General features: G+C 60.8%; 19 protein-coding genes and 1 pseudogene. 14 read left to right on the top strand and 6 right to left on the bottom strand.

From position 1 onward, the window contains the following. The first annotated feature begins 49 nt into the window (after positions 1-49). From ABJF10_RS17415 to ABJF10_RS17405, 3 genes are all read left to right on the top strand, one after another. A complete protein-coding gene (locus ABJF10_RS17415; RefSeq protein ID WP_348545868.1) occupies positions 50-643 on the top strand; it encodes a hypothetical protein in 594 nt (197 codons plus the stop codon). 99 nt (positions 644-742) lie between these two features. Further along, positions 743-1,921, top strand: coding sequence for a GTPase ObgE (obgE, locus tag ABJF10_RS17410; RefSeq protein ID WP_348545867.1), 1,179 nt, complete (start codon positions 743-745; stop codon positions 1,919-1,921). Between the two features lie 112 nt (positions 1,922-2,033). Further along, positions 2,034-2,156, top strand: coding sequence for a hypothetical protein (locus tag ABJF10_RS17405; protein ID WP_348545866.1), 123 nt, complete (start codon positions 2,034-2,036; stop codon positions 2,154-2,156). 59 nt (positions 2,157-2,215) lie between these two features. Here the strand turns inward: ABJF10_RS17405 and ABJF10_RS17400 are convergent, their stop codons facing one another. Then, positions 2,216-2,815 carry a hypothetical protein gene (locus tag ABJF10_RS17400; RefSeq protein WP_348545865.1) on the bottom strand — a complete coding sequence of 200 codons (600 nt, stop codon included), beginning with the start codon at positions 2,813-2,815 and terminating at the stop codon, positions 2,216-2,218. 63 nt (positions 2,816-2,878) lie between these two features. Beyond that, entirely contained in the window at positions 2,879-3,142 is a 264-nt protein-coding gene (locus tag ABJF10_RS17395; RefSeq protein ID WP_348545864.1) for a hypothetical protein, read from the bottom strand. Positions 3,143-3,228: 86 nt separating this feature from the next. Here ABJF10_RS17395 and uvrA point away from each other — a divergent pair, with 86 nt between their 5' ends. The 7 genes from uvrA (at position 3,229) to ABJF10_RS17360 (ending at position 13,477) form a co-directional block, all read left to right on the top strand. Beyond that, on the top strand, positions 3,229-6,135 hold the full coding sequence (gene uvrA, locus ABJF10_RS17390) for an excinuclease ABC subunit UvrA (RefSeq protein WP_348545863.1): 2,907 nt from the start codon (positions 3,229-3,231) through the stop codon (positions 6,133-6,135). Next, on the top strand, positions 6,132-8,570 hold the full coding sequence (locus ABJF10_RS17385; RefSeq protein WP_348545862.1) for a tetratricopeptide repeat protein: 2,439 nt from the start codon (positions 6,132-6,134) through the stop codon (positions 8,568-8,570). Before uvrA ends, ABJF10_RS17385 begins: the two co-directional genes overlap by 4 nt. A 111-nt stretch (positions 8,571-8,681) precedes the next feature. Then, positions 8,682-9,752, top strand: a complete 1,071-nt coding sequence (locus tag ABJF10_RS17380) for an alanine--glyoxylate aminotransferase family protein (RefSeq protein ID WP_348545861.1) — start codon at positions 8,682-8,684, stop codon at positions 9,750-9,752. Positions 9,753-9,937: 185 nt separating this feature from the next. Then, complete coding sequence (locus ABJF10_RS17375) at positions 9,938-11,080, top strand: acyltransferase (RefSeq protein ID WP_348545860.1); 1,143 nt, start codon at positions 9,938-9,940, stop codon at positions 11,078-11,080. A gap of 339 nt (positions 11,081-11,419) precedes the next feature. After that, positions 11,420-11,857 carry a hypothetical protein gene (locus ABJF10_RS17370; protein WP_348545859.1) on the top strand — a complete coding sequence of 146 codons (438 nt, stop codon included), beginning with the start codon at positions 11,420-11,422 and terminating at the stop codon, positions 11,855-11,857. 142 nt (positions 11,858-11,999) lie between these two features. Then, a complete protein-coding gene (locus ABJF10_RS17365; protein WP_348545858.1) occupies positions 12,000-12,404 on the top strand; it encodes a hypothetical protein in 405 nt (134 codons plus the stop codon). Between the two features lie 2 nt (positions 12,405-12,406). Further along, positions 12,407-13,477 carry a hypothetical protein gene (locus ABJF10_RS17360; RefSeq protein WP_348545857.1) on the top strand — a complete coding sequence of 357 codons (1,071 nt, stop codon included), beginning with the start codon at positions 12,407-12,409 and terminating at the stop codon, positions 13,475-13,477. Positions 13,478-13,528: 51 nt separating this feature from the next. Here the strand turns inward: ABJF10_RS17360 and ABJF10_RS17355 are convergent, their stop codons facing one another. From ABJF10_RS17355 to ABJF10_RS17340, 4 genes are all read right to left on the bottom strand, one after another. Beyond that, entirely contained in the window at positions 13,529-13,951 is a 423-nt protein-coding gene (locus ABJF10_RS17355) for a hypothetical protein (RefSeq protein WP_348545856.1), read from the bottom strand. A 67-nt stretch (positions 13,952-14,018) separates the two neighbouring features. Next, positions 14,019-14,369: a hypothetical protein gene (locus ABJF10_RS17350; protein WP_348545855.1), complete on the bottom strand. Its 351-nt coding sequence runs from the start codon at positions 14,367-14,369 to the stop codon at positions 14,019-14,021. 171 nt (positions 14,370-14,540) lie between these two features. Further along, the gene (locus tag ABJF10_RS17345) at positions 14,541-15,014 is read right to left on the bottom strand and encodes a hypothetical protein (RefSeq protein ID WP_348545854.1); all 474 of its coding nucleotides are present in this window, start codon (positions 15,012-15,014) and stop codon (positions 14,541-14,543) included. Between the two features lie 268 nt (positions 15,015-15,282). Continuing rightward, complete coding sequence (locus ABJF10_RS17340; RefSeq protein WP_348545853.1) at positions 15,283-16,236, bottom strand: hypothetical protein; 954 nt, start codon at positions 16,234-16,236, stop codon at positions 15,283-15,285. 248 nt (positions 16,237-16,484) lie between these two features. On the opposite strand from ABJF10_RS17340, the gene ABJF10_RS17335 reads away from it, so the two are divergent. From ABJF10_RS17335 to ABJF10_RS17320, 4 genes and pseudogenes are all read left to right on the top strand, one after another. Then, entirely contained in the window at positions 16,485-17,804 is a 1,320-nt protein-coding gene (locus ABJF10_RS17335; protein WP_348545852.1) for a Gfo/Idh/MocA family oxidoreductase, read from the top strand. Between the two features lie 117 nt (positions 17,805-17,921). Then, the gene (locus tag ABJF10_RS17330; protein WP_348545851.1) at positions 17,922-18,527 is read left to right on the top strand and encodes a hypothetical protein; all 606 of its coding nucleotides are present in this window, start codon (positions 17,922-17,924) and stop codon (positions 18,525-18,527) included. Then, on the top strand, positions 18,524-19,111 hold the full coding sequence (locus ABJF10_RS17325; RefSeq protein WP_348545850.1) for a hypothetical protein: 588 nt from the start codon (positions 18,524-18,526) through the stop codon (positions 19,109-19,111). The genes ABJF10_RS17330 and ABJF10_RS17325 overlap by 4 nt, the downstream gene beginning before the upstream one ends. Further along, a pseudogene (locus ABJF10_RS17320) lies at positions 19,111-19,345 on the top strand (hypothetical protein); the annotation flags it as partial. The gene ABJF10_RS17325 and the pseudogene ABJF10_RS17320, both read left to right, overlap by 1 nt.

Raw genomic sequence — 19,345 nt, 5'->3', positions numbered from 1 at the left:
ATATTTGACTTCGGTGCAGCGATAACCGTGTGCTATGCATCGCGCCCCTATGATGCCCCGTTTCCTCCTCTTTCTTGTGTTGGCGATGTGCGCCGTCGTGCCCGCGCGCGCCCAGCAGGATCTTTTCAATCCGCTGGCCGTGGGATTGCGCTGGGATGTGGATGTGGAGATGCAGCCGAAGGTCGGAGCGGCGACCCATGGCACGGCGGTCCGGGAAATCACCGGCACGGAGAAGGTTAATAATTACACCTATTTCGTGGTGTTGACGAGCTTCACCGGTCTGCCGACGATGAAGGACTTCACGATGTACCGCCGCAAGTCGGCCCGAGGCGTCTACTCGTTCGCGGCAATCGACAAAGACAAGCTGGAGCACCTCGAGGTGGTGTTGCCGATGACCGTGGGACAATCGTGGAAGACGCTCATTTTTGGCCGCACCATCCTGAGTACGGTGGAGGCCAAGGAGACGGTGAAAATCGGAGACAAGACGTACGAGAACTGCATGAAAACGAGCTATCAGGCGGACGATAAGTCGATGAGCGGGACGTACTATCAGGCACCCGATGTGGGCAATGTGCAGGAGGAGACCAAGAGCGGCGACGTCGTTTTCAAATTCACCCTGAAGAAGTTCAGCGGGCTGAAGTAAGCACCCGTAGCCAGACAATCCGTGCCGGTGATTTGCAATCCGCCGATTCTCTGCGACACTGCGCGCCCCTTTTTGCCCTCATTTTGAAAGTACCGCCCTATGTTCGTTGATCACATTCGCATCTTTGCCCAAGCCGGGGACGGCGGAGATGGGTCTGCTTCGTTTCGGCGTGAATCGTTTGTGCCCATGGGTGGCCCGGACGGAGGCGACGGAGGGCGCGGCGGCTCGATCGTCCTGCGCGCGGATACGCATACGGATAACCTGACGCCGTTTTTCTACGAGCCGATCGTCAAGGCGAAGGCCGGGGATCGTGGGCAGGGGAAGCAATGCTTCGGCAAGAGCGCGGCGGACAAGATCGTGCCGGTGCCGATCGGGACGATCGTGTATCGGTTGGCGGAAGAAGTGACCGAGACGGTCGACCCGATGGTGACGCACGGGAGCGGGGCGATGTTCGTCGATTTTTCCAAGACCCCGGAAGCGGAAGAGACGCCGAAGCGGGACCGCAAGGCGCCGATCGATCCGAGTGAACTGGAGATGATCGCGGACCTGACGCAGCCGGGGCAGGAGTTTGTGCTGTGCAAGGGAGGGAAGGGCGGCATCGGGAACGTGCATTTCAAGAGCTCGCGCAACCAGGCGCCCACGCGCTACACCGAGGGTGAGCCGGGAGAACAGGGGTATTTCTATCTGGAACTGCGCAAGATCGCGGACGCCGGGCTGGTGGGGTATCCGAATGCCGGGAAATCGACGCTGCTCGGGCGCATCTCCCACGCGCATCCGAAAGTGGCGCCTTATCCTTTTACCACGCTCACCCCGCACATCGGCGTGGTGGAATTGCCGGGCTATCGCCGCATCACGGTGGCAGACATTCCCGGGCTGATCGAGGGCGCGCACGAGAACGTGGGCCTGGGCCACGATTTTCTGCGGCACATCGTGCGCTGCAAGCTGCTGGTCTTTGTGCTCGATATGGCGGGCAGCGAGGGCCGCGAACCGTTGGACGACTTGCGGACGCTGCGCAAGGAACTCGACCTTTACGACCCGAAGCTGAGCGAGCGCCCATGGATCGTGGTGGCCAACAAGATGGATCTGCCGGAAGCGAAGGAGAAGATGAAGTATTTCAAGACTCGCTACCGCAAGCTCACGGTGATCCCAGTGGGGACGGAGGATGACAAAGGCGTCGAGAAATTGAAGAAGGTGCTGTCGGAAATGATCACCGAGACGCCGGAGACGCCCGCAGCGCCGGAGAGCCCGGAGCCACCGGCCGAAGAGACGGCGGAATAGTGCGATCGCCCGACCGGTTCTGCGACGCGCAGAGTGAAATTTTCCGCAATGGAGCCAATGGAACCAATGGGGCAAGGCACCTTTTGTGCCGTGTCATGCCATACTTCCCCGCATGAATACCCACGATTCCCACTCCGCTCGCAACGGCAAGATCGCCCACTTCCCGGCGGCCATCCGCCAGAAACTCAGTCAAGGCCCCGGCGAAGAAAAAGGGGGCCGATTTAAGGTGCGTTAAGCCCCCTTAAGCCGATTTAAGGTGCGAGTTTTTTTATGGGGGCTATGGGGGCAACCGACCTAATCCGCGTTGACCGCCTTGAAGATGGGTTGGGAGAGGGCGAGGGAGCCCTTGAACACTTCTTTCCCTTGGGCGGCAAAGCCTTCGTCCTTGGGGCTCACGATACCATCGCCACCGCCTTCGAGCGGCGTGCGCTTCCAATAGATGAGTTTCTCGCGGATGAAGTTGTAGGTCTCGGTGGCTTCGCCCACGTCGCTGATCTGGGTGGCAGCCCCTCTGCGGTGTTCGAAGACGGAGGTGAGCGCCCCTTCATGGTAGTAGTAGAAAGTGACGGTCTTGTCTTCCTTCGTGGCGGCGTCCACGTGCATCATCATTTTGAGATCGGCGCCCACGAGCCATCCGATCACATAGTGCTGCTGGCCTTTGGTCTTCGTCGGCAGCGCCTTGCGGACGGACTTCCACTGTTTACCGTCGGAGATTTTGTTGTAGGCGAGGCGAAGATCGGTGAACTCCTCGACGCTGGCCGGCGCCTTCTCGGGGATATTGGCGGACCACTCCGTTTTGTCCGCGGCGTTAGCTTGGGTCGTTTTGCTCGTTGCGCCCAAAAGCAAAAAGGCCAAGGACAACATTTTGAAGGTAGCCGCGATAGAGTAATGCATGGCTGCTACCTGTTAAACAACAGACGAACAACCGTCAATGGCGATGCCGTTCCGAAGGCCGCTCTAAAAGACCCCGGACGTGGGGTGGCTCGTGGGCGGGGTAGAGCCGCCATCCTTGAGCTTGGCGCTGAGCATCGTCTGGAAATCCTGCAATTTCTGGACGACGTCGGGGCCGCGGGTGAGGACGGCTTTGGCGAGTTTTTCGTAGTGCGCAGGGTTGCGTTGGGCGAGTTCAGAGAGAGCCATCACCACCGCGAGGGTGTTGTTGATATCGTGCTTCACTTCACGATATTTCTCGTGAATCGCTTGAAGTTCTTCTCTGGTCATTTCAAAAGGGGCACTGGACATCGCAATTACCTCTGGAGACGGGATATTGGTTATGCTTAGTTCGCCGATTCAACCTATCGGCGGAAATGCCAGCAGAAGTAATCAAGATCACAGGCGCACGCCAGCACAATCTCCGGAATCTCACGCTGGAGATTCCACGGGAGAAGCTTGTCGTGATCACCGGGATGAGCGGTTCGGGCAAGTCCTCGCTGGCCTTTGACACTCTCTACGCCGAGGGGCAGCGGCGCTACGTGGAGAGCTTGAGCGCCTACGCGCGGCAGTTCCTCGACCAGATGCAGAAGCCGGATGTAGACTTTATCGAAGGCCTTTCGCCAGCCATCGCCATCGAGCAGCGCGGCAGTGGAGGCAACCCGCGCTCCACCATCGCGACGACTACGGAGATCTACGACTACCTCCGGCTCCTGTACTCCTCGATCGGCCAGCCGCACGACCCGGCAACCGGGGCGCCGATCAGCAAGCTCACGCCCCAGCAGATCGTCGATCAAATAGCGGCCTACCCGCCCGAGAGCCGCATCGTGCTGGTGGCCCCGCTGGTGCAGGACGAGGTGGGGGAATTCCGCGATGTGATCGAAAAGCTCAAACGCGAGGGCTTTGTGCGGGTGCGGATCGACGGCGAGATCGTCGAGCTGGGCCGGCCGGAGCCGATTCGGCTGGAGAAGGGCGCGAAACATCGAATCGAGGTGGTGGTGGACCGATTGGTCATACGCGAGGGAGTGCGCACGCGGTTGGCCGATTCGGTGGACACCGCTTTGAAATGGGGTGGAAACCGGTTGGTCGTGCTCCGCCGCGTAGGGCAGGCGGAACCGGAAGAGTGGGAGGAGCTGAAGTATTCCATCGATTACAGCAACCCCGAGACGGGCTTCACCCTGCCGCAACTCACGCCGAAACATTTCTCTTTTAATAGCCACTTTGGGGCCTGCCCAGTGTGTCACGGTCTCGGGACCGAGCAGGTTTGCGACGCGGACCTGATGATCCCGGACCAGGATAAATCGCTCGCGGCGGGGGCGGTCGCGCCTTGGGCCAAGGCCAACAAGCGCATGCAAGGTTACTATAATGGCGTGCTGGAATCATTGGCGCGCGAGTATCGCGTCTCGATGGAGGCGCCGTATTGCGATCTGCCGGAGAAATTCCAGCAGGCCTTGTGCTTCGGAACCGGCGACCGCGCAGTGACCTTGAGCTGGGGTGAAAATGGCAAGCGCACGAAGGTGGAAAAGCCCTTTGACGGGCTCGTGGCCTCGATCCAGAACCTGTACGACACGACCGACAGCGAGTTCACGCGGCAGCGCATCCGGCAATACATGAGCCGGCGCACGTGCTCTGCCTGCCACGGGGCGCGGCTCAAGCCGGAGATCCTGGCGGTAACGATCCGCAGCGATGCGCTGGGCGACGCCGGCCTGCTCGGTGAGAAAAATGTGCACGGCTTCTGCCAGCTGACCATCGCCGATGCCGGGCGCTTTATCGAAGACCTGTCGGTGAACGAGCAGCAACGCTACATCACCAGCGAGGTGCGGCGCGAAATCTCGGCCCGCCTCGCGTTTCTCGTCGAGGTGGGGCTGGGGTATCTCTCGCTCGATCGCGAGAGCGGCACGCTCAGCGGCGGCGAGGCGCAGCGCATTCGCCTCGCCACGCAGATCGGCTCCGGACTCGCGGGCTGCCTTTACGTGCTCGATGAGCCCAGCATCGGCCTGCACCAGCGGGACAACGACCGGCTCATCGGCACGCTGCGGCGGCTGCGCGATCTCGGCAATTCGGTGATCGTGGTCGAGCATGACGAAGACACCATCCGTGCGGCCGACCACATCCTCGACCTTGGCCCCGGTGCCGGCGCGCGCGGCGGCCAGATCGTGGCTCAGGGCACCCTCGAGCAGATTCTCGCGGTGGAAAATTCCCTCACCGGCCAATACCTCAGTGGCAAGACGCGCATTCCCGTGCCGAAGCACCGCAAGGCGCCGCAGGCCGCGTGGCGTACGCCGGATTCACCCGGCTGGCTGACCCTGCGGGGTGCGACCGAAAACAACCTGCAGGAGGTCACCGCGGCCTTTCCGCTGGGCTGTCTTACCTGCGTGACCGGGGTGAGCGGCAGCGGAAAATCCACGCTCGTCGACGACATTCTCCGCCGCGTGTTGTTCCGCCATTTCTACCGGTCGAAAGAACGTCCGGGAAAGCACATCAAGCTGCACGGGCTGGAGCAGGTCGATAAGGCGATCGTCATCGACCAGACCCCGATCGGGCGCACGCCACGCTCGAATCCCGCGACCTACACCGGCGCGTTTGGGCCTGTGCGCGAGCTCTTCGCCGGCCTGCCTGCTTCGCGCATTCGCGGTTACGATGGCGGGCGCTTCAGCTTCAACGTCAAGGGCGGGCGCTGCGAAGCCTGTGAAGGCGATGGGATGAAAAAGATCGAGATGCACTTCCTCGCCGACGTCTATGTCGAGTGCGAGGTCTGCCGCGGTCGGCGCTACAATCGCGAGACGCTCGAGATCACCTACAAGGGCAAGAACATCGCCGATGTGCTCGACATGACCGTGGATGAAGCAGCGCGCTTTTTCCGCAACGTCACGCAGATCTCCGACAAGCTGCTCGCGCTCGAGGATGTGGGGCTCGGCTACGTGCACCTCGGGCAAAGCGGGACGACGCTCAGCGGTGGCGAGGCGCAGCGCATCAAGCTCGCCACCGAACTCGCCAAGAAGGCCACGGGACGCACCGTCTATATTCTCGATGAGCCGACCACCGGCCTGCATTTCGCCGATATTCACAAGCTGCTCGAAGTGCTGATGAAGCTCCGCGACTCGGGCAACACGCTCATCATCATCGAGCATAATCTCGAAGTGATTAAATGCGCGGATTGGGTGCTCGATCTGGGCCCGGAGGGTGGCGCCGGCGGTGGCCGCATCGTGGCGCAGGGCACCCCGGAAAAAATTGCGGAGGTTGTCGAGAGCCACACCGGGCGCTATTTGCAGCGGATGCTATGACGAGCCGCCTGCTTCTTCTATTCCTTGGCCTCGCGACCGCGGTGCTGCGCGCGGACGATCCGGCGCTGCTCGTGGAAGCACGGCAGGCCCGCGCGGAAGCCATCCCGCAGGTAGCCGTGCAGAAGCTGCGCACGTTGCTGAGAACCGGCGATCTCCCGGCGGAAATCAAACACGCGGCCCGCTATGAACTGGCGGCCTCGCTGCTGGCGGCGGAGGAACTCGACGAGGCGGAGTCGACGGTGCAGCCGCTCGCGGAGACCGGCGATGTCGCCTCACGCCTGCTCCAGGCGGAGATCTTCACCCACGAGGGGCGCTGGGCGGATGCCTTGCCGGTTTATCAAGCGCTCGCCAGTTCGGCGGAACTCGGCGAGGCGGCCCAACTCGGGACGGTGGAGTGTTTTCAGGGGTTGGGGCGCATCCAACACGCCGCCACGGCCCTGGAGAAATTGACCGCCGCTTATCCGGCGAATACGGGAGCACGCCTGCGCCTCGCGAGCCTGTGGATCGATCTGAAGAAGATGCCGCAAGCCGAGGGCATCGTCAAAAACCTGACCGTGCAAACCGTCATGGACGAAAAATGGAAACGCTACCTGGAAGGGCGGCTCTTGCTGGCGCAGGACCAGGCGGCGCCGGCCATGGCGATCTTCGATGAACTGCAAGTCGATCCCACGGATCTCACCGAGAGCCTGTCTTTCGGTGCGGTGCTGGGCAGCACCGAGGCGCGTGCGGTGCTCAACGGATTCGAGACCGCGGACAATGTGCTGGAGCGATTTATCGCGAAGCACGGCGAGAGCGGGTACCTGGAGGAAGCGTTTCGCCGGCTCGACGAGATTTATGCCCAGGAGGAGCGTCCGTCGGACAGCGAGTTGCGGAAGTGGGCGTCGAAAACGCCGCCGCGCCGCGCGGCCCTGGCGAAGTACTATCTCGCCCGCATGTATCGTCAGCTGCACAAGACGGACAAGGCGCTCGCGACGCTCGACACCTTTGCGCAGGCCCACCCGACGAGCCCGCTGCTGAACTCCGTGTATCTCTTGCAGGCGGACTTGTACCTGGACAAAGGAAATCTGCCGTCGGCGTTGCGCGCGCTGGACGAGGCCATGCGGCGGGCCAGCAACGACGAGGAGCGGGCCGAGATCGAGCTGCGCACGGCGCTCGTGCACTACCGGCAGGGCGAGTCGCTGCTCGCGGAGAACTCCTTTCATCGTGCGGCGCAGGGCTCGGAAAAGTTGAAGGTGAACGCGACTTTCGATGCCGCGCTGGCGGCCTTGGATCGGCGCAATTATGAGAGCTTCTTCAAGGATTACCGCGACTTGAGCAGCCTCGCGCCCAGCAGCCCGTTGAACAGCAGCCTGGTGCTCGAGGAGGGGTTTGCCGAGGCGCGCTTCGGGGATCCGCGCGCGGGCGATACCATCGAGCTTTTCCTGCACCATTTCCCGAAGCATCCGCGCCAGAACGAGGCCCGGGTGGCGCTCGCCGAACTGGCCTTGGACAATGGCGATAAATCCGGCGCGGCGCACTATCTCCAGGTCGTGAACAGTGCATCGCCCGATGCGGAAACGGCGGAGCGCGCCGCTTACCTGGCGGTGTTCCTGGCCGATGCGGAGGCGCCGCCCAATGCGCCCAAGCTCATCGAACTGGGTCGGAAATTCCTCCACGATTTTCCACACTCCACGTATCTGCCGGATGTGCGCATGAAGCTCGGGCAGATTTATTTCAGCACCGGCGATCATGCCAACGCGGAGACGCAATTCACGCTGCTGGCGCGGGAAACCCCGAACGGTGCGTATACCGAGACGGCGCTCTTCCTCGCGGGGCAGGCGGCGACGAAATGGCTGGATAGCAGTGCGGTCGATCGCGCGCTGCGGCTCTTCGACGAGGTGGTCAAACGCGACGGCCCACTCAAGCTCTATGCCCGGCAGCAGCAGGCCATCGTGCAAGGCAAGCTGGGCAAGGAAAGCGAGGCCGTGACCATCTACGACGCGATTCTTTCCGCCCAGCCGCCGCCGGATCCGGAGCTGCGCTTCGCCGCGCTGTGCAGCAAGGGCGACAACCTCGCCGCGCTCGGGCGCAAGGATCCCGCGCAGTTCGATGCCGCCATCGCAGTCTACGAATCGCTGGCCGCGCTGCCCGATGTCACTCCCGTGTGGCGCAACCAGGCCCTTTACAAAAAAGGCCGCGCCCTGGAACAACTCAGCCGTGATTCCGAGGCGCTGACCGCCTACTACGACGTGCTCGACAAGTCCGTGGCCGAGGGACGTGAGTTTTTCTGGTTCTACAAGGCCGGCTTCGACGCCGCGCATCTCTTCGAGGAGGAGGAGAATTGGAAGGCCGCCATCGGCATCTACCAAAAGATGACGAAGATCGAGGGACCGCGGGCCGCCGAGGCCAGGGCGCGGCTCAGCCAGTTGCGGCTGGAGAAGTTCATTTGGGACTGAGGGTCGAAATTTAGCATTTCAGATTTAGGATTTAGGAAGTAGAACCCTCGCCCCTTTCCGTTTCTCGACTTCGCAAAAAGCACTTCTTAAATCCTAAATCTTACTTCCTCAATGCCCAAGCTCTTCATTCCCGGCCCCGTTCAGGTTTCCGAAAAAACGTTCCGCGCTTTTTGCCAGCCGATGATCGGCCACCGCAGCAACGACTTCAAAAAGCTCTACGCCTCGATCCATCCGCGATTGCAGGAATTGTTCGGGACCACGCAGCCCGTGTTCCTCTCCACCTCGTCCGCCTGGGGGGTGATGGAGGGCGCGATCCGTAATCTCGTCGGCACCGGCAAGGTGCTGAACTGCATGTGCGGCGCGTTTTCGGACAAGTGGTTCGACGTATCGAAGAAGTGCGGCAAGGAGCCGGTCGCGCTGCAAGTGGAGTGGGGCCAGCCCATCCGAGGCGAGCAGATCCGCGCCCAGCTCAAGCAGGGCGGCTTCGATGCCGTCACCGTCATTCACAATGAGACCTCGACTGGCGTGATGAGCGACATCCGCGAAATCGCCGAGGCGGTGGACGAATTCCCCGACGTGATGCTCATCGTCGATAGCGTGTCCTCGTTCAGCGCCGTGCCGATCCCGATGGATGAACTCGCCATCGACGTGCTGCTCACCGGCTCGCAGAAGGCGCTCGCGATGCCCCCAGGCCTGGCGATCTTCTCCGCCAGCAAGAAAGCCATGGAACGCGCCGCTACCGTCAAAGGCCGCGGCTACTACTTCGACTTCCTCGAGTTCGCCAAGAACCAGGCCGAGGACATGACCCCGAGCACGCCGAGCATCTCGCACATCTACGCCCTGCAATCGAAGCTCGACGACATCTTCACCGAAGGCGTCGCCTCCCGCCACGCGCGGCATGCCCAGCTCAACGCCATGGTCGGTGAATGGGTGACGAAGCGCGGGTTTGAATTCTTCGCGCCCGAGGGCTACCGCTCGAAGTCGCTGACCTGCGTCAAAAACAGTCGCGAGATCGACGTCGCCGCGCTCGCCGCCGCGCTCAAGAGCAAGCACGGCCTCATCATCGATGGCGGCTACGGCAAGCTCAAAGGCAAGACCTTCCGCCTCTCGAACATGGGCGACGAGACCCGCGAGACGATCGCCGAGTTGCTCACCGCGCTCGACGCCGAATTGCCGGCGTAATTGCGAAGAAGAGCGTCAAAAGACGCATTTTTGCCCCTAAATAGCCCATTTTCGGCAATGGAGCCAACTGGGCCAACCCAGCCCATGGAGCCAACTGGGCCAATGGAGCCGTCTACCTGAGGGCTGCCACCAGGCCGCGCGAAGTCTCCCCAGTAAGGGCACGGCTCTAGCTTTCCTCTGTAGGGATGCCCCGTGGGAACAGCTTTACCTTCCTCCGACTCGCCTTCGCGCTGGTCGTCGTTTTTGCGCATTCGTTTGTGCTGGGCGGATTCGGCGAAGACCCGGTCGCGCGCTTCTCGGGCGGGCAGGTCAATGCCGGCTCGGTGGCGGTCATGTGCTTTTTCATCGTCAGCGGGTTTTTGATCACTGGCTCGGCGGTGCGCCAGCCCTCCATCTTCCAATTCGCCCTCAATCGCGTCGCCCGCATTGCCCCCGGCTTTTGGGCGGTGCAACTGCTGACCGTCTTCGCCCTTGCGCCGGCGATTACGCTGGCCCGTTATGGCGATCGGCTGGGCTATTGGGACAGCATCGTCGTCGGGCCCTACTCGGCGATCGATTACCTGATCCTGAACGCCGACTTCCGCATCCTCCAGTATCCGATCACCAACTTGTTCCTGCACAACCCTGGCGGCGGCGCGGTCAATGGCTCCCTCTGGTCGCTGGCCCCGGAAGTGACCTGCTACCTCTACCTCGGCGCGCTCACCGTCGTCGGCGGGCTGCGCTGGAAATACACCGCCCCGATCCTCTTCGCCATCGGCTACATTTTCCACAACGCCGCCATGCATCAGCCGGAGCTCGGTGTGCGGGTCGCCCAAGTACTGGAGAATGGCTGGATTTACGGCACGCACCTGCCGCTCTTCCGCTCGGTGTTTCTCGCCTTCCTCGCGGGCATGACCTGCTACCAATTCCGCGACGCCTTGCGCTGGCGCGGCTGGCTGGTGGCCGTGGCACTGCTCGCGCTGGCCGTGGCCTGCCGCACGGGCACGCTCGAATTCGTCTGGCCCTTCACGCTGCCTTATCTCGTCCTGTTTCTCGCCCATCGGCTGCCCTTCGAGAAGGTCGAGCAGTGGGGCGATTACTCCTACGGCATCTACATCTACGCCTTTCCCATCCAGCAATGCCTCGCCCTGAACGGCGTGCAGCGCTTCGGCTTCGTGGCCTTCTTTACCGCCTCGACTGTCCTCGCCGTGCTCGCCGGCATGGCGAGCTGGTTCGCCCTGGAGCGCCCCGTCTTGAACTGGACGCGCACCCTGTCCAAACGCTTTCGTTCCCGGGCGGAGCCGCCCGAGGTGGCCTGCCAGATGGAGCTTCTGCCGGAAAAGAACTGAGCCCGGACGCCGGAGGCGTCACGGAAACGAGCCGGTTGGCGTCAGCCACCGGATGAGGGATGCCACGGGTCCGCCCCAGCGGGGCGGCGGAATCCACTGCTCCGCCGGAGAGAAACTTGTACAAGGGGCATAGGGCGCAGGCGACAAAAGCGTGACTGCCAGTCAGAAGGTGTCGCCTAACGCTCAATTGTCTCGGTCGCGAGCAGGGTCACGCCGTACTAGGCCCGCCAGTGGCGGTAGTTTCCTAATTTGAATTTTCCTGCTTGCGGTGCGGCGCTGGCCCGCTGTCGCTGGTTCACAATTGACCCTCCCGCAAGCGCACTATCACAATGGCTTTCCATGAAACCCCCTCCAAACATTTGTCCGCTGGTGATTGCTGCTTTGATGGCCGGAGGGTGCTTGCAGGCGCAACAGCCTCGACCAGATGCCCAAGGTCACAACGCGGAAGCCAACCAGCACCTCGCCACATTTCTCGTCGGCACGAAATGGCTGATGTATGAGATTCCCGGTCGCATTGTCGAGTTCGGCGAGGACGGCAAGTTCGATCTCGACGACTGGAAGATGCAGGGGATCGAGGCGAAGTGGAAAGTCACCGGACCAAGCCAGGTCACCGTTACGGTCATCAGTGTCAAAGCGAAAGACCAAACCGCGATCCTGAATTTCGATGCCAAGCTTAGCTCCTTCACGGGGAACGATCTAGACCCGAGGCGTAAGATCAGCAAAAGCCCACGGATTAACCGTGTGCCAAACGATCCAGCCGATCCATACCACCGTTGACTGACCCATTTCGCCCTTCGTGCGCGCGCTATCTATTCGTCTAGCCCTGCTAGGGCTCACGCTGGCGGTGTTTTCTGACACCGACCGAGCCTACAGTTGCTCGTGTCAGACTGCTCCACCACCTCTGAAGGAAAGAGCACAAATGGATGCGGTCTTTACCGGCGGGGTGTTAATGTTGAAGAGGATTTTAATCCCGGCCGGAAACGGTGAACGGGAAAGGGTTCCCATGATTGCCGCCACGCTAAGCGTGAACAAATCATTGAAGGGCATCTTACATCGAAAGGTCGTCGTGCTGACGGAAATCGACAGCGCAGAGTGTGGATATCCCTTTGTGAAAGGGAGGAGCTATCTGGTATATGCGGCCAAACTCGAGAAAGGCGCCCTATACACGGGGCTTTGCTACAGGACACAGCCGTTGGAATCTGCTACCAACGAGCTTCTGGAACTGGAAGGGCGGTTGCCAATCCTGAAGCTGGTCGTTGTCTGGACGGCAAGGGTGAATGAATCACTTTACTACGGGTGTAGACGGCTTTTGAGGGAATATTAGCCTTGCTGAATGCCAAAACCAAACCGCTCGGAGATCCGCTCCGGATTTTAAGCAGGATTACAGGCTGGGGCGCTCCTCTCCTGATCTTCGCGGGAATGTACTTGTTCATTGCCGCTGACGGACCGGCCTCTCCAGAGCGAGCGGACGGCTTTGCTCGAGCGGCTAAAGTGATGGCAACCGGATTCTTCTTGCTCTCGGTTTGGGCGGTGGCTCGCCCTCGGCGAGAGGCCAACGCGTTTTATCTTCGCGCCTTCGCCGAAGATGATCAGTCAATGAAACTGCGGACCAGCCTGGCCCGCGCTCTCGGGAAGGAATTCCGGCTGGGCGGTATCCGTCCACCAGGGCAACGTTCATCGACCTTTGTCCGCGCCTTGACCAATGGATTGGTTATCCTGCGCTACGTCGGGTCAGGGCAAATGGACCTGGAAGCGGGTAACGATTGGATCGCCCGGCTATTGGTATCTTTGACCAAGGCCGAGGTGGCATTCATCGATGTCCGCACGATGACCCCGCATCTGCGGGATGAGATCAAACTGAGTGTCCTCCAGTTGAAACTCGACCGCTGCATTTTTATTGTATCCCGGCGGTTGAACGCGGTCGAAGAAGCGAAAGAATTGCTCGATGCACTCGACCTGGCGATAGACCCGGCGATAGACCCGGCGAAACTGCTATGGGTTGTTTACCAGGAGGGAGACTTGACCGCATTTCAGAATGACGTGCGGAAGATAGTGGACGGACTGCCGAAACCCTGTAGCCGTCTGGAACCCGAAGCAATCCGGTTGGTAGACTCGTTGCTCGATGTTGCGCCGCCGGACACGTCTCGGAAGAATGGGCCGGCGGTTCAAATCTTGTCGGCCTTCGTGCTTCTTCCGTTCACCGCGATGGTTTTGGAAGCACTCTGGGGAAAGGGATGGCTGGTTTACGTTCTGATGGCCCCGGTGCAGATTTCCGTTTGGATTTTCTACATGAAAGCGGTCTTCCGCACATTCGCCAGCGGAGCGCGGGAACGTGGCTTTCAATCTCTGCTTTTCGCCGGCCTCGGCGCCTTGGTTTACTTCTCCGCACCCGAATGAAAAAAGCACTTGCCGCTCTCGCGAGTGGCAAGTGGGGGGCGGGGGCACGCCTTATTGCCGTGGATAATCGCGGAGGTGTACCAAGAAAGTTTGGTCACGATGTTTGAACTGAATTACCGCTCCCGAAAAGGTTTCCTCTCCCAGCCACAATCGAAAGCCATAAAGCCACTTGGTATCAGACGGGAAACGAGTGAGGCCCATGAAGGGGACTTCCAGGCCAACCGGATCAGAAAAATCTTTCTTTGATGAGAACACGCCGACGCCTTTGAGGCTCTCAAGCTTGCTGCCTGGAGGGATGGCAAAATCCACAATAAAGGTGCGTTCATGTTTTTTGGTAGTTAAGGAAAAATCCAAACCCAGTTCCTTTTGATTCTTCGGGGTGACGACGATCGGCGGCTCGTCCCACCCGAGACTTTGGAATGTCAGGAAATGCCACAGACAACCGATGGCGAGGAGTGGGTAAAGCGACTTCACCTTAAGGGGGTGGAGGGGAAAACAGTGGTGAGTCAATAGCCTGACCCCGATTGACTGGTTAGGCTGTTTACTGGACAAAATCATGAAAAATCGCACCGCTTGAATCGGTGTAGCCTACACCGCGTAAACCTACGAAGGCGACAAAGCCATCCTCTGTCCGTCGATAGATGACGTGACGAAGAAACGCTTTGGAAAGATCGTCGCTCGTATGCTCCACCGTGACGTGGTCAAGCGATTCGGGGTAAGTACCCTTTTCCAACTGATAGAGCTTTGCTGCTCTGGAGACGTTTTGGAGAATCGTGGCCGCCAGAGAACTCTCCTGAGTATGTCTCACACGTGCTTCTATGCGGCATCCTATGAATGTGATCGACGAGGACAGAATCGCTGCAACAGCGGCCCAGGCAATAATAGTTCTCATATGCGATTGAGGCTTAACGACCCAAGCTCAGCGACGCGGGGCTCGCGGGACGCGTGGATGGCAACCGGAAGGCGAGGGCCGGTTCCCGCCAGCATTCGCTTGAGCGAGGTGTTTGTCATTGGTTGTAGTGGTTTTCAAGGAGTGGAGTTCGCTTCATTTGAAAAATCAGCGTCATTGACCGGCGCGTTTCCTCAGCACTTTCTCCACGTGCTCCTTGTATTTCAGGAAATTCTTCAGTCGACATTCGGCAACGAAGCGGGCGCATTCCTTAACGTAGGCCTTGCGGTTCTTCCAGCAAGGATGCGCGGGAGCGGGTACGTGCCCGGCTTTCAAGCCGTTGCAACCCGCGCAGCAGACCGCCATGTTGTGCTCACTGTCAGAAAGCAAGCCGTTGGCCTCCAGGACCGAGCGCGGCACTAAATGTTCTTCCGTGGATTCGGCCAGAGCGTCGGTGCTGGCCGCCAGGTCTCGTGAGCAATAAACGCATTTTCCGTCACTGTTCTCGAAGACGTTCACCCAGCTAAAATGGGAACCACGTTTATTGCCACCCAACCACCATTTGGCTCCCGCCAACTGCGCGTAGAAGGATTTTCGTTCGGCATCGCTCTTGAGCCGCGTAAATTTGGCGTGGGGTGTATCGCTCATGTCGGCTGAGGGCCAGAGCCAATTCAACTCGCAGATACGACAGCCCACCAGCCCAGATCGTCATGCCCCCATCGTACGCCCAGCCCATTCGCTACTGTCCGAAGCAAGCCCATGGCAATCGCCTTGGTGGCATGCGACAACCGACCGCGATTGTCAGCGCGGTGGGTCAATGGCTCAACCGGCCGATAGCGACCGCTCATCTGCGCAAGGGAAGGACTGCGGTGCACGGAGGACCCACTTTCTTAATCTGCGTACGAGGTGAAAACTCTCACTTTACCTCTTTGATCCGCGTTCCGTAGCGGTCAGCAGGAGCGTTTTTGTCCGCATGGATGGTGAACGATCGCAAGTCAGCCGAAAACTTCCAGATGTGGTCCCGCACTTGAATGGATCGTTCGTCCAAAGGCGTATAGGCAACGTGGAGCGAAGGTCGATCGCTCCAGGAGACCGTGGCGTCGGCGTGGATGGTCACGATCGTGTTCGGGGTGGGATCGTTCGGTTTGACCCTGTATTCCCATTTTGTGTTGGCCAATCTTTTCGCGAGTTGGTTTTCAGTGGCCGGGGCCGCCGGAGCAGGAGAAAAAGGGGAGGCTACCTTGGCGCCAGAACCGGGGACGTGTGGTGTGGATTGTCCAGCCACCACTGCCGCTGGCGGAGCCGCGGGAGAAGCCGCCAGCCATGCGGCGGCGACTTCTTCGCGCTTTTTCTTCACGAGCAGCGCATCGTCGAGACGCTGTTGCTGCGTGAGCTGCGCCTGAGCCTGCGCGAGCACCTGATCAAATTTGGTGTGTAGCGCTTTCGCGCGCGTGGCGCGTTCTTTTTCCAACCGTGCGAGTTGTGGGCGGAATACCGCACGAATCTGCTTCACCGAGGCGGTCTCCGCAGCTTCGTCCGCATCCGGAAAAGCCTTCGTGTCTGAAAACCGCTTCCGCTCGTTCCGCAAGGCGAGCGCGCCATCGAGATCGCTCGCGCCGCTGGCTCTAGAAATCGCGGTATCGAGCGAGGTTAAATATTTCGCCGTCACCTTGCCGAGTTCAGTCTCATACACGTCGGTGACATCCCGCTGGAACGCCGGCTGCCACTGCGCATCGGTGGTGGCGATCCACTTTTGCACTTCCGTCTGTGCGGGTGGCGTGGCCGCTGGCGGAGTGCCATTGTCCGTGACCTGTGCGCGGGCGGTAACCACGATGGGCAGCAGGAAGAGAAGGATGCGGGGAATGTTCATCGTCTGGGGGGCTGTTCTCCTAAAGCAATTCGTCCTTGGCCGCGAGAGGAAATAGCCAGGGCGAAATGCGAAATGCCCAGCCGATGGAATTACACCCGCTCTTCGTCACAGGCGTCATCGCTCCAAAATTTGGGGCAGTCCGCATCGCCGGACGTTCTCTACGCGCCTTCGGAAAAGGCGGATTATTCGCACGGTGTCTCCCGCATTGACCGGGGGCGGGGTTTTCCCGATGGTGGGCGACTCTCACCATGAATACACCCCTAGACACTACGTCCATCAACCGCCGTCGTTTCCTCCGGACTACGACGGGCGCGGCGGCCGCCTTGAGCGCGCTTTCCGTCGAACGTTTCGCGCATGCCGCGGAAAACAATACGATCAAGCTGGGCATGATCGGCTGCGGTGGCCGCGGCACCGGCGCCACGAACCAGGCGCTGGCGGCGATCCCGAATATCCAGCTCGTCGCGGTCGGCGAACTCTTCCAGGACATTGCGGAGCGCGCGATCAAAAACCTCTCCGCGACGCACTCGACGAAAGTCGACGTCACGCCGGACCGTTTGTTTCTCGGCTTCGATGCCTACAAGAAAGTCATCGCCGCGTGCGACGTCGTGGTCTGCGCCACGCCGCCGACCTACCGCCCGATGATGTTTGAAGAGGCGGTCAAGCAGGGCAAACACGCCTTCCTGGAAAAGCCCGTGGCCGTCGATGCGATCGGCATTCGCCGGGTGCTCGCCGCGGCGGAAGAAGCGAAGAAGAAGAATCTCAAGGTCGGTGTGGGCCTCCAGCGCCGGCACAAGCCCGGCTATCTCGAAGCGGTGAAGCGCGTGCAGGATGGCGCCATCGGCGACGTCGTGTATGGCCGCACCTTCTGGGACATGGGCGCGGCGCGCGCCTTCGTGCCGCGGAAGGAGGGCTGGAACGAACTCGAGTTCCAGTTGCACAACCAATTCTATTTCGCGTGGCTGTGCGGCGACATCATCGTCGACCAGGGCCTGCACAACATCGACGTCTTCAACTGGATCAAGGGCACGTATCCCGTCACCGCCAAGGGCGTGTGCGGCGCGGAAGTCCGTCGCGGCAAGGACGCCGGCTGGCTCATGGATCATTACGCCATCGAGTACGAGTATGCGGATGGCACCCGTCTCTTTCACCAGAACCGGCAGATTCCCGATTGCTTCAATTACGTGGCGGAGAATGCGCACGGCACGAAGGGCTCGCTGGAGTGCATCAACGACCGCACGATCTTCAACATCACCGGCCCGAACGAGTGGAAGTACCAAAAGGAAGTTCCGACCGTCGATCCTTACCAACAGGAGCACAACGACCTGTTCAAGGCCATCCTCAACAATGAGCCCTACATGGAAGCCGAGCGGGGCGCGAAGAGCACCATGACGGCGATCATGGGCCGCATGGCCGGCTGGAGCGGCCAGCTCCTCAAGTGGGACGACGCCATCGCCAGCGAAGTGGCCTTTGGCAAGGAGTTCAAGGATCTGAGCGGCGAGCCGCCGATCCTGCCGAACGCGGAGGGGAACTACACGCTGCCGACTATCGGGAAGTACAAGGCGATCTAGGCTCCGGCTGGGATTACCGAAAAGATTCACGCCGCTCGTGCCCGTCGCGAGCGGCGTCTTTTTTGGGATGCAGATTTTTGCAAGACTGGCCTGCGAAACACCGTATTCCCTCCTACAATGAAAACCGCGTTCATCACCACGGTCGCTGCCCTCTCGCTCATCCTGGCCTCGGCTTCGGCGAGCATCACGGAGCAAGGCGGCGGGATCGTCTACGGCCAGGACTATGCCTACCACCTCAAGGCGCCGAAGGGCTGGATGCTCGATAACGAGAGCGGGGCCAGCCAGGGCGTCTACGCGGTCTTTTATCCCAAGGGCAGCTCGTGGCAGCACAGCGTCGTCGTCGCCTACGCCAGCTCACGGCCGCGGACCCAGGACATCGTCACGGCCGATGACGCGGCGAAATTCGTGGTCGAGGATTTCCATGCCAAAGGCAGCCCGAAGTACGAAGGCCAGCGCGTGAAAACGATCAAGATGAAGACGGGCGGGGAAGCGGTGATCTATCATTTCACCGGCGACCGCTGGGGCAACAGCGAGGCGGTGGCCTATTTCGTGGAGGCGAAGACGATCAATTTCATCGTGTTCACGTCGCGCCAGCGCAAAGCCTTTGAGGAAGCGCTGCCCGCTTTCGATGAGCTGGCTGCTTCCTACATGTTCATGGGCGACGCTCCGCTGAAGGGCAGCGAACCCAAGGCCACGCCGGCGAAAAATAAGGCGGCGAAATGAGGCGGCGCGTGCTGGGTTGTCTGGTGGTGGCGCTGCTGTGGGCCACCGTGTTGCCGGTCTCGGCGGAGGACCTGGCGGAATTGCGCTGGGGCCGGAAGCTCGCGCACTACACGCCGGCGGACCTGCCGGCCTTCGATGCCTGGGTCATCACGTCGCCGGCCTTGGGCACTGGAGAGGGGCAGAACCTCACCACGGTGCTGGACGCCATTGCGCACGAGCCGACTCCCACCATCGAGCACTTCTACCTGGCGGACTTGATTCAGCGTCCGGACTTGCAGAAAGCGGTGATGGATTTCGTGATGGCCCAGCGGGAGTTTCAGAAGCGACCGCCGCCGACCGGTTTCGGCCGCTGGGAATTCAGGAACAGCGACCAGATGCGGGCGCTGGTGGCGCAGGGGATCATGAAGTCGCCCTTCGTCGCTGAGTGCGACCAGCGGCTCGCGAAGTACGGCAAGTCGATCCGGTCCGTCTCGATGGAGAAGCTTTTTTTCACGAAGAAGGATGGGCAATGGGGCTGGAATGCCAGCGTGTGGCTGATGGTCGATCCGTGGCCCAAGGCGCCGAAAGCGGTCCGCCAGAAATAGTGCTGCTTCCCACCGCCCGTGTTTGGGCGTTCATTGTGGGGATGACCGATGACGCCCGCACCCGCTTTCTCCAGAAACTGGAAGCGGCGTGGCGTGCGGAGACGCTGGTGAAGTTCACGCTCAGCCAACCGCGCGACGCGGAAGCGGGCTTGCGCAATGTGTATGGTCGCGCGGTGGAGTTGCGCGAAGGGAGGCGGCTGTCATTCGTTTGGCGTTACGCGACGCGTGACGTGA

The organism is Chthoniobacter sp. (genome assembly GCF_040003245.1).
Lineage (GTDB): Bacteria > Verrucomicrobiota > Verrucomicrobiia > Chthoniobacterales > Chthoniobacteraceae > Chthoniobacter.
This window is presented reverse-complemented; position numbering and strand designations above follow the sequence as displayed.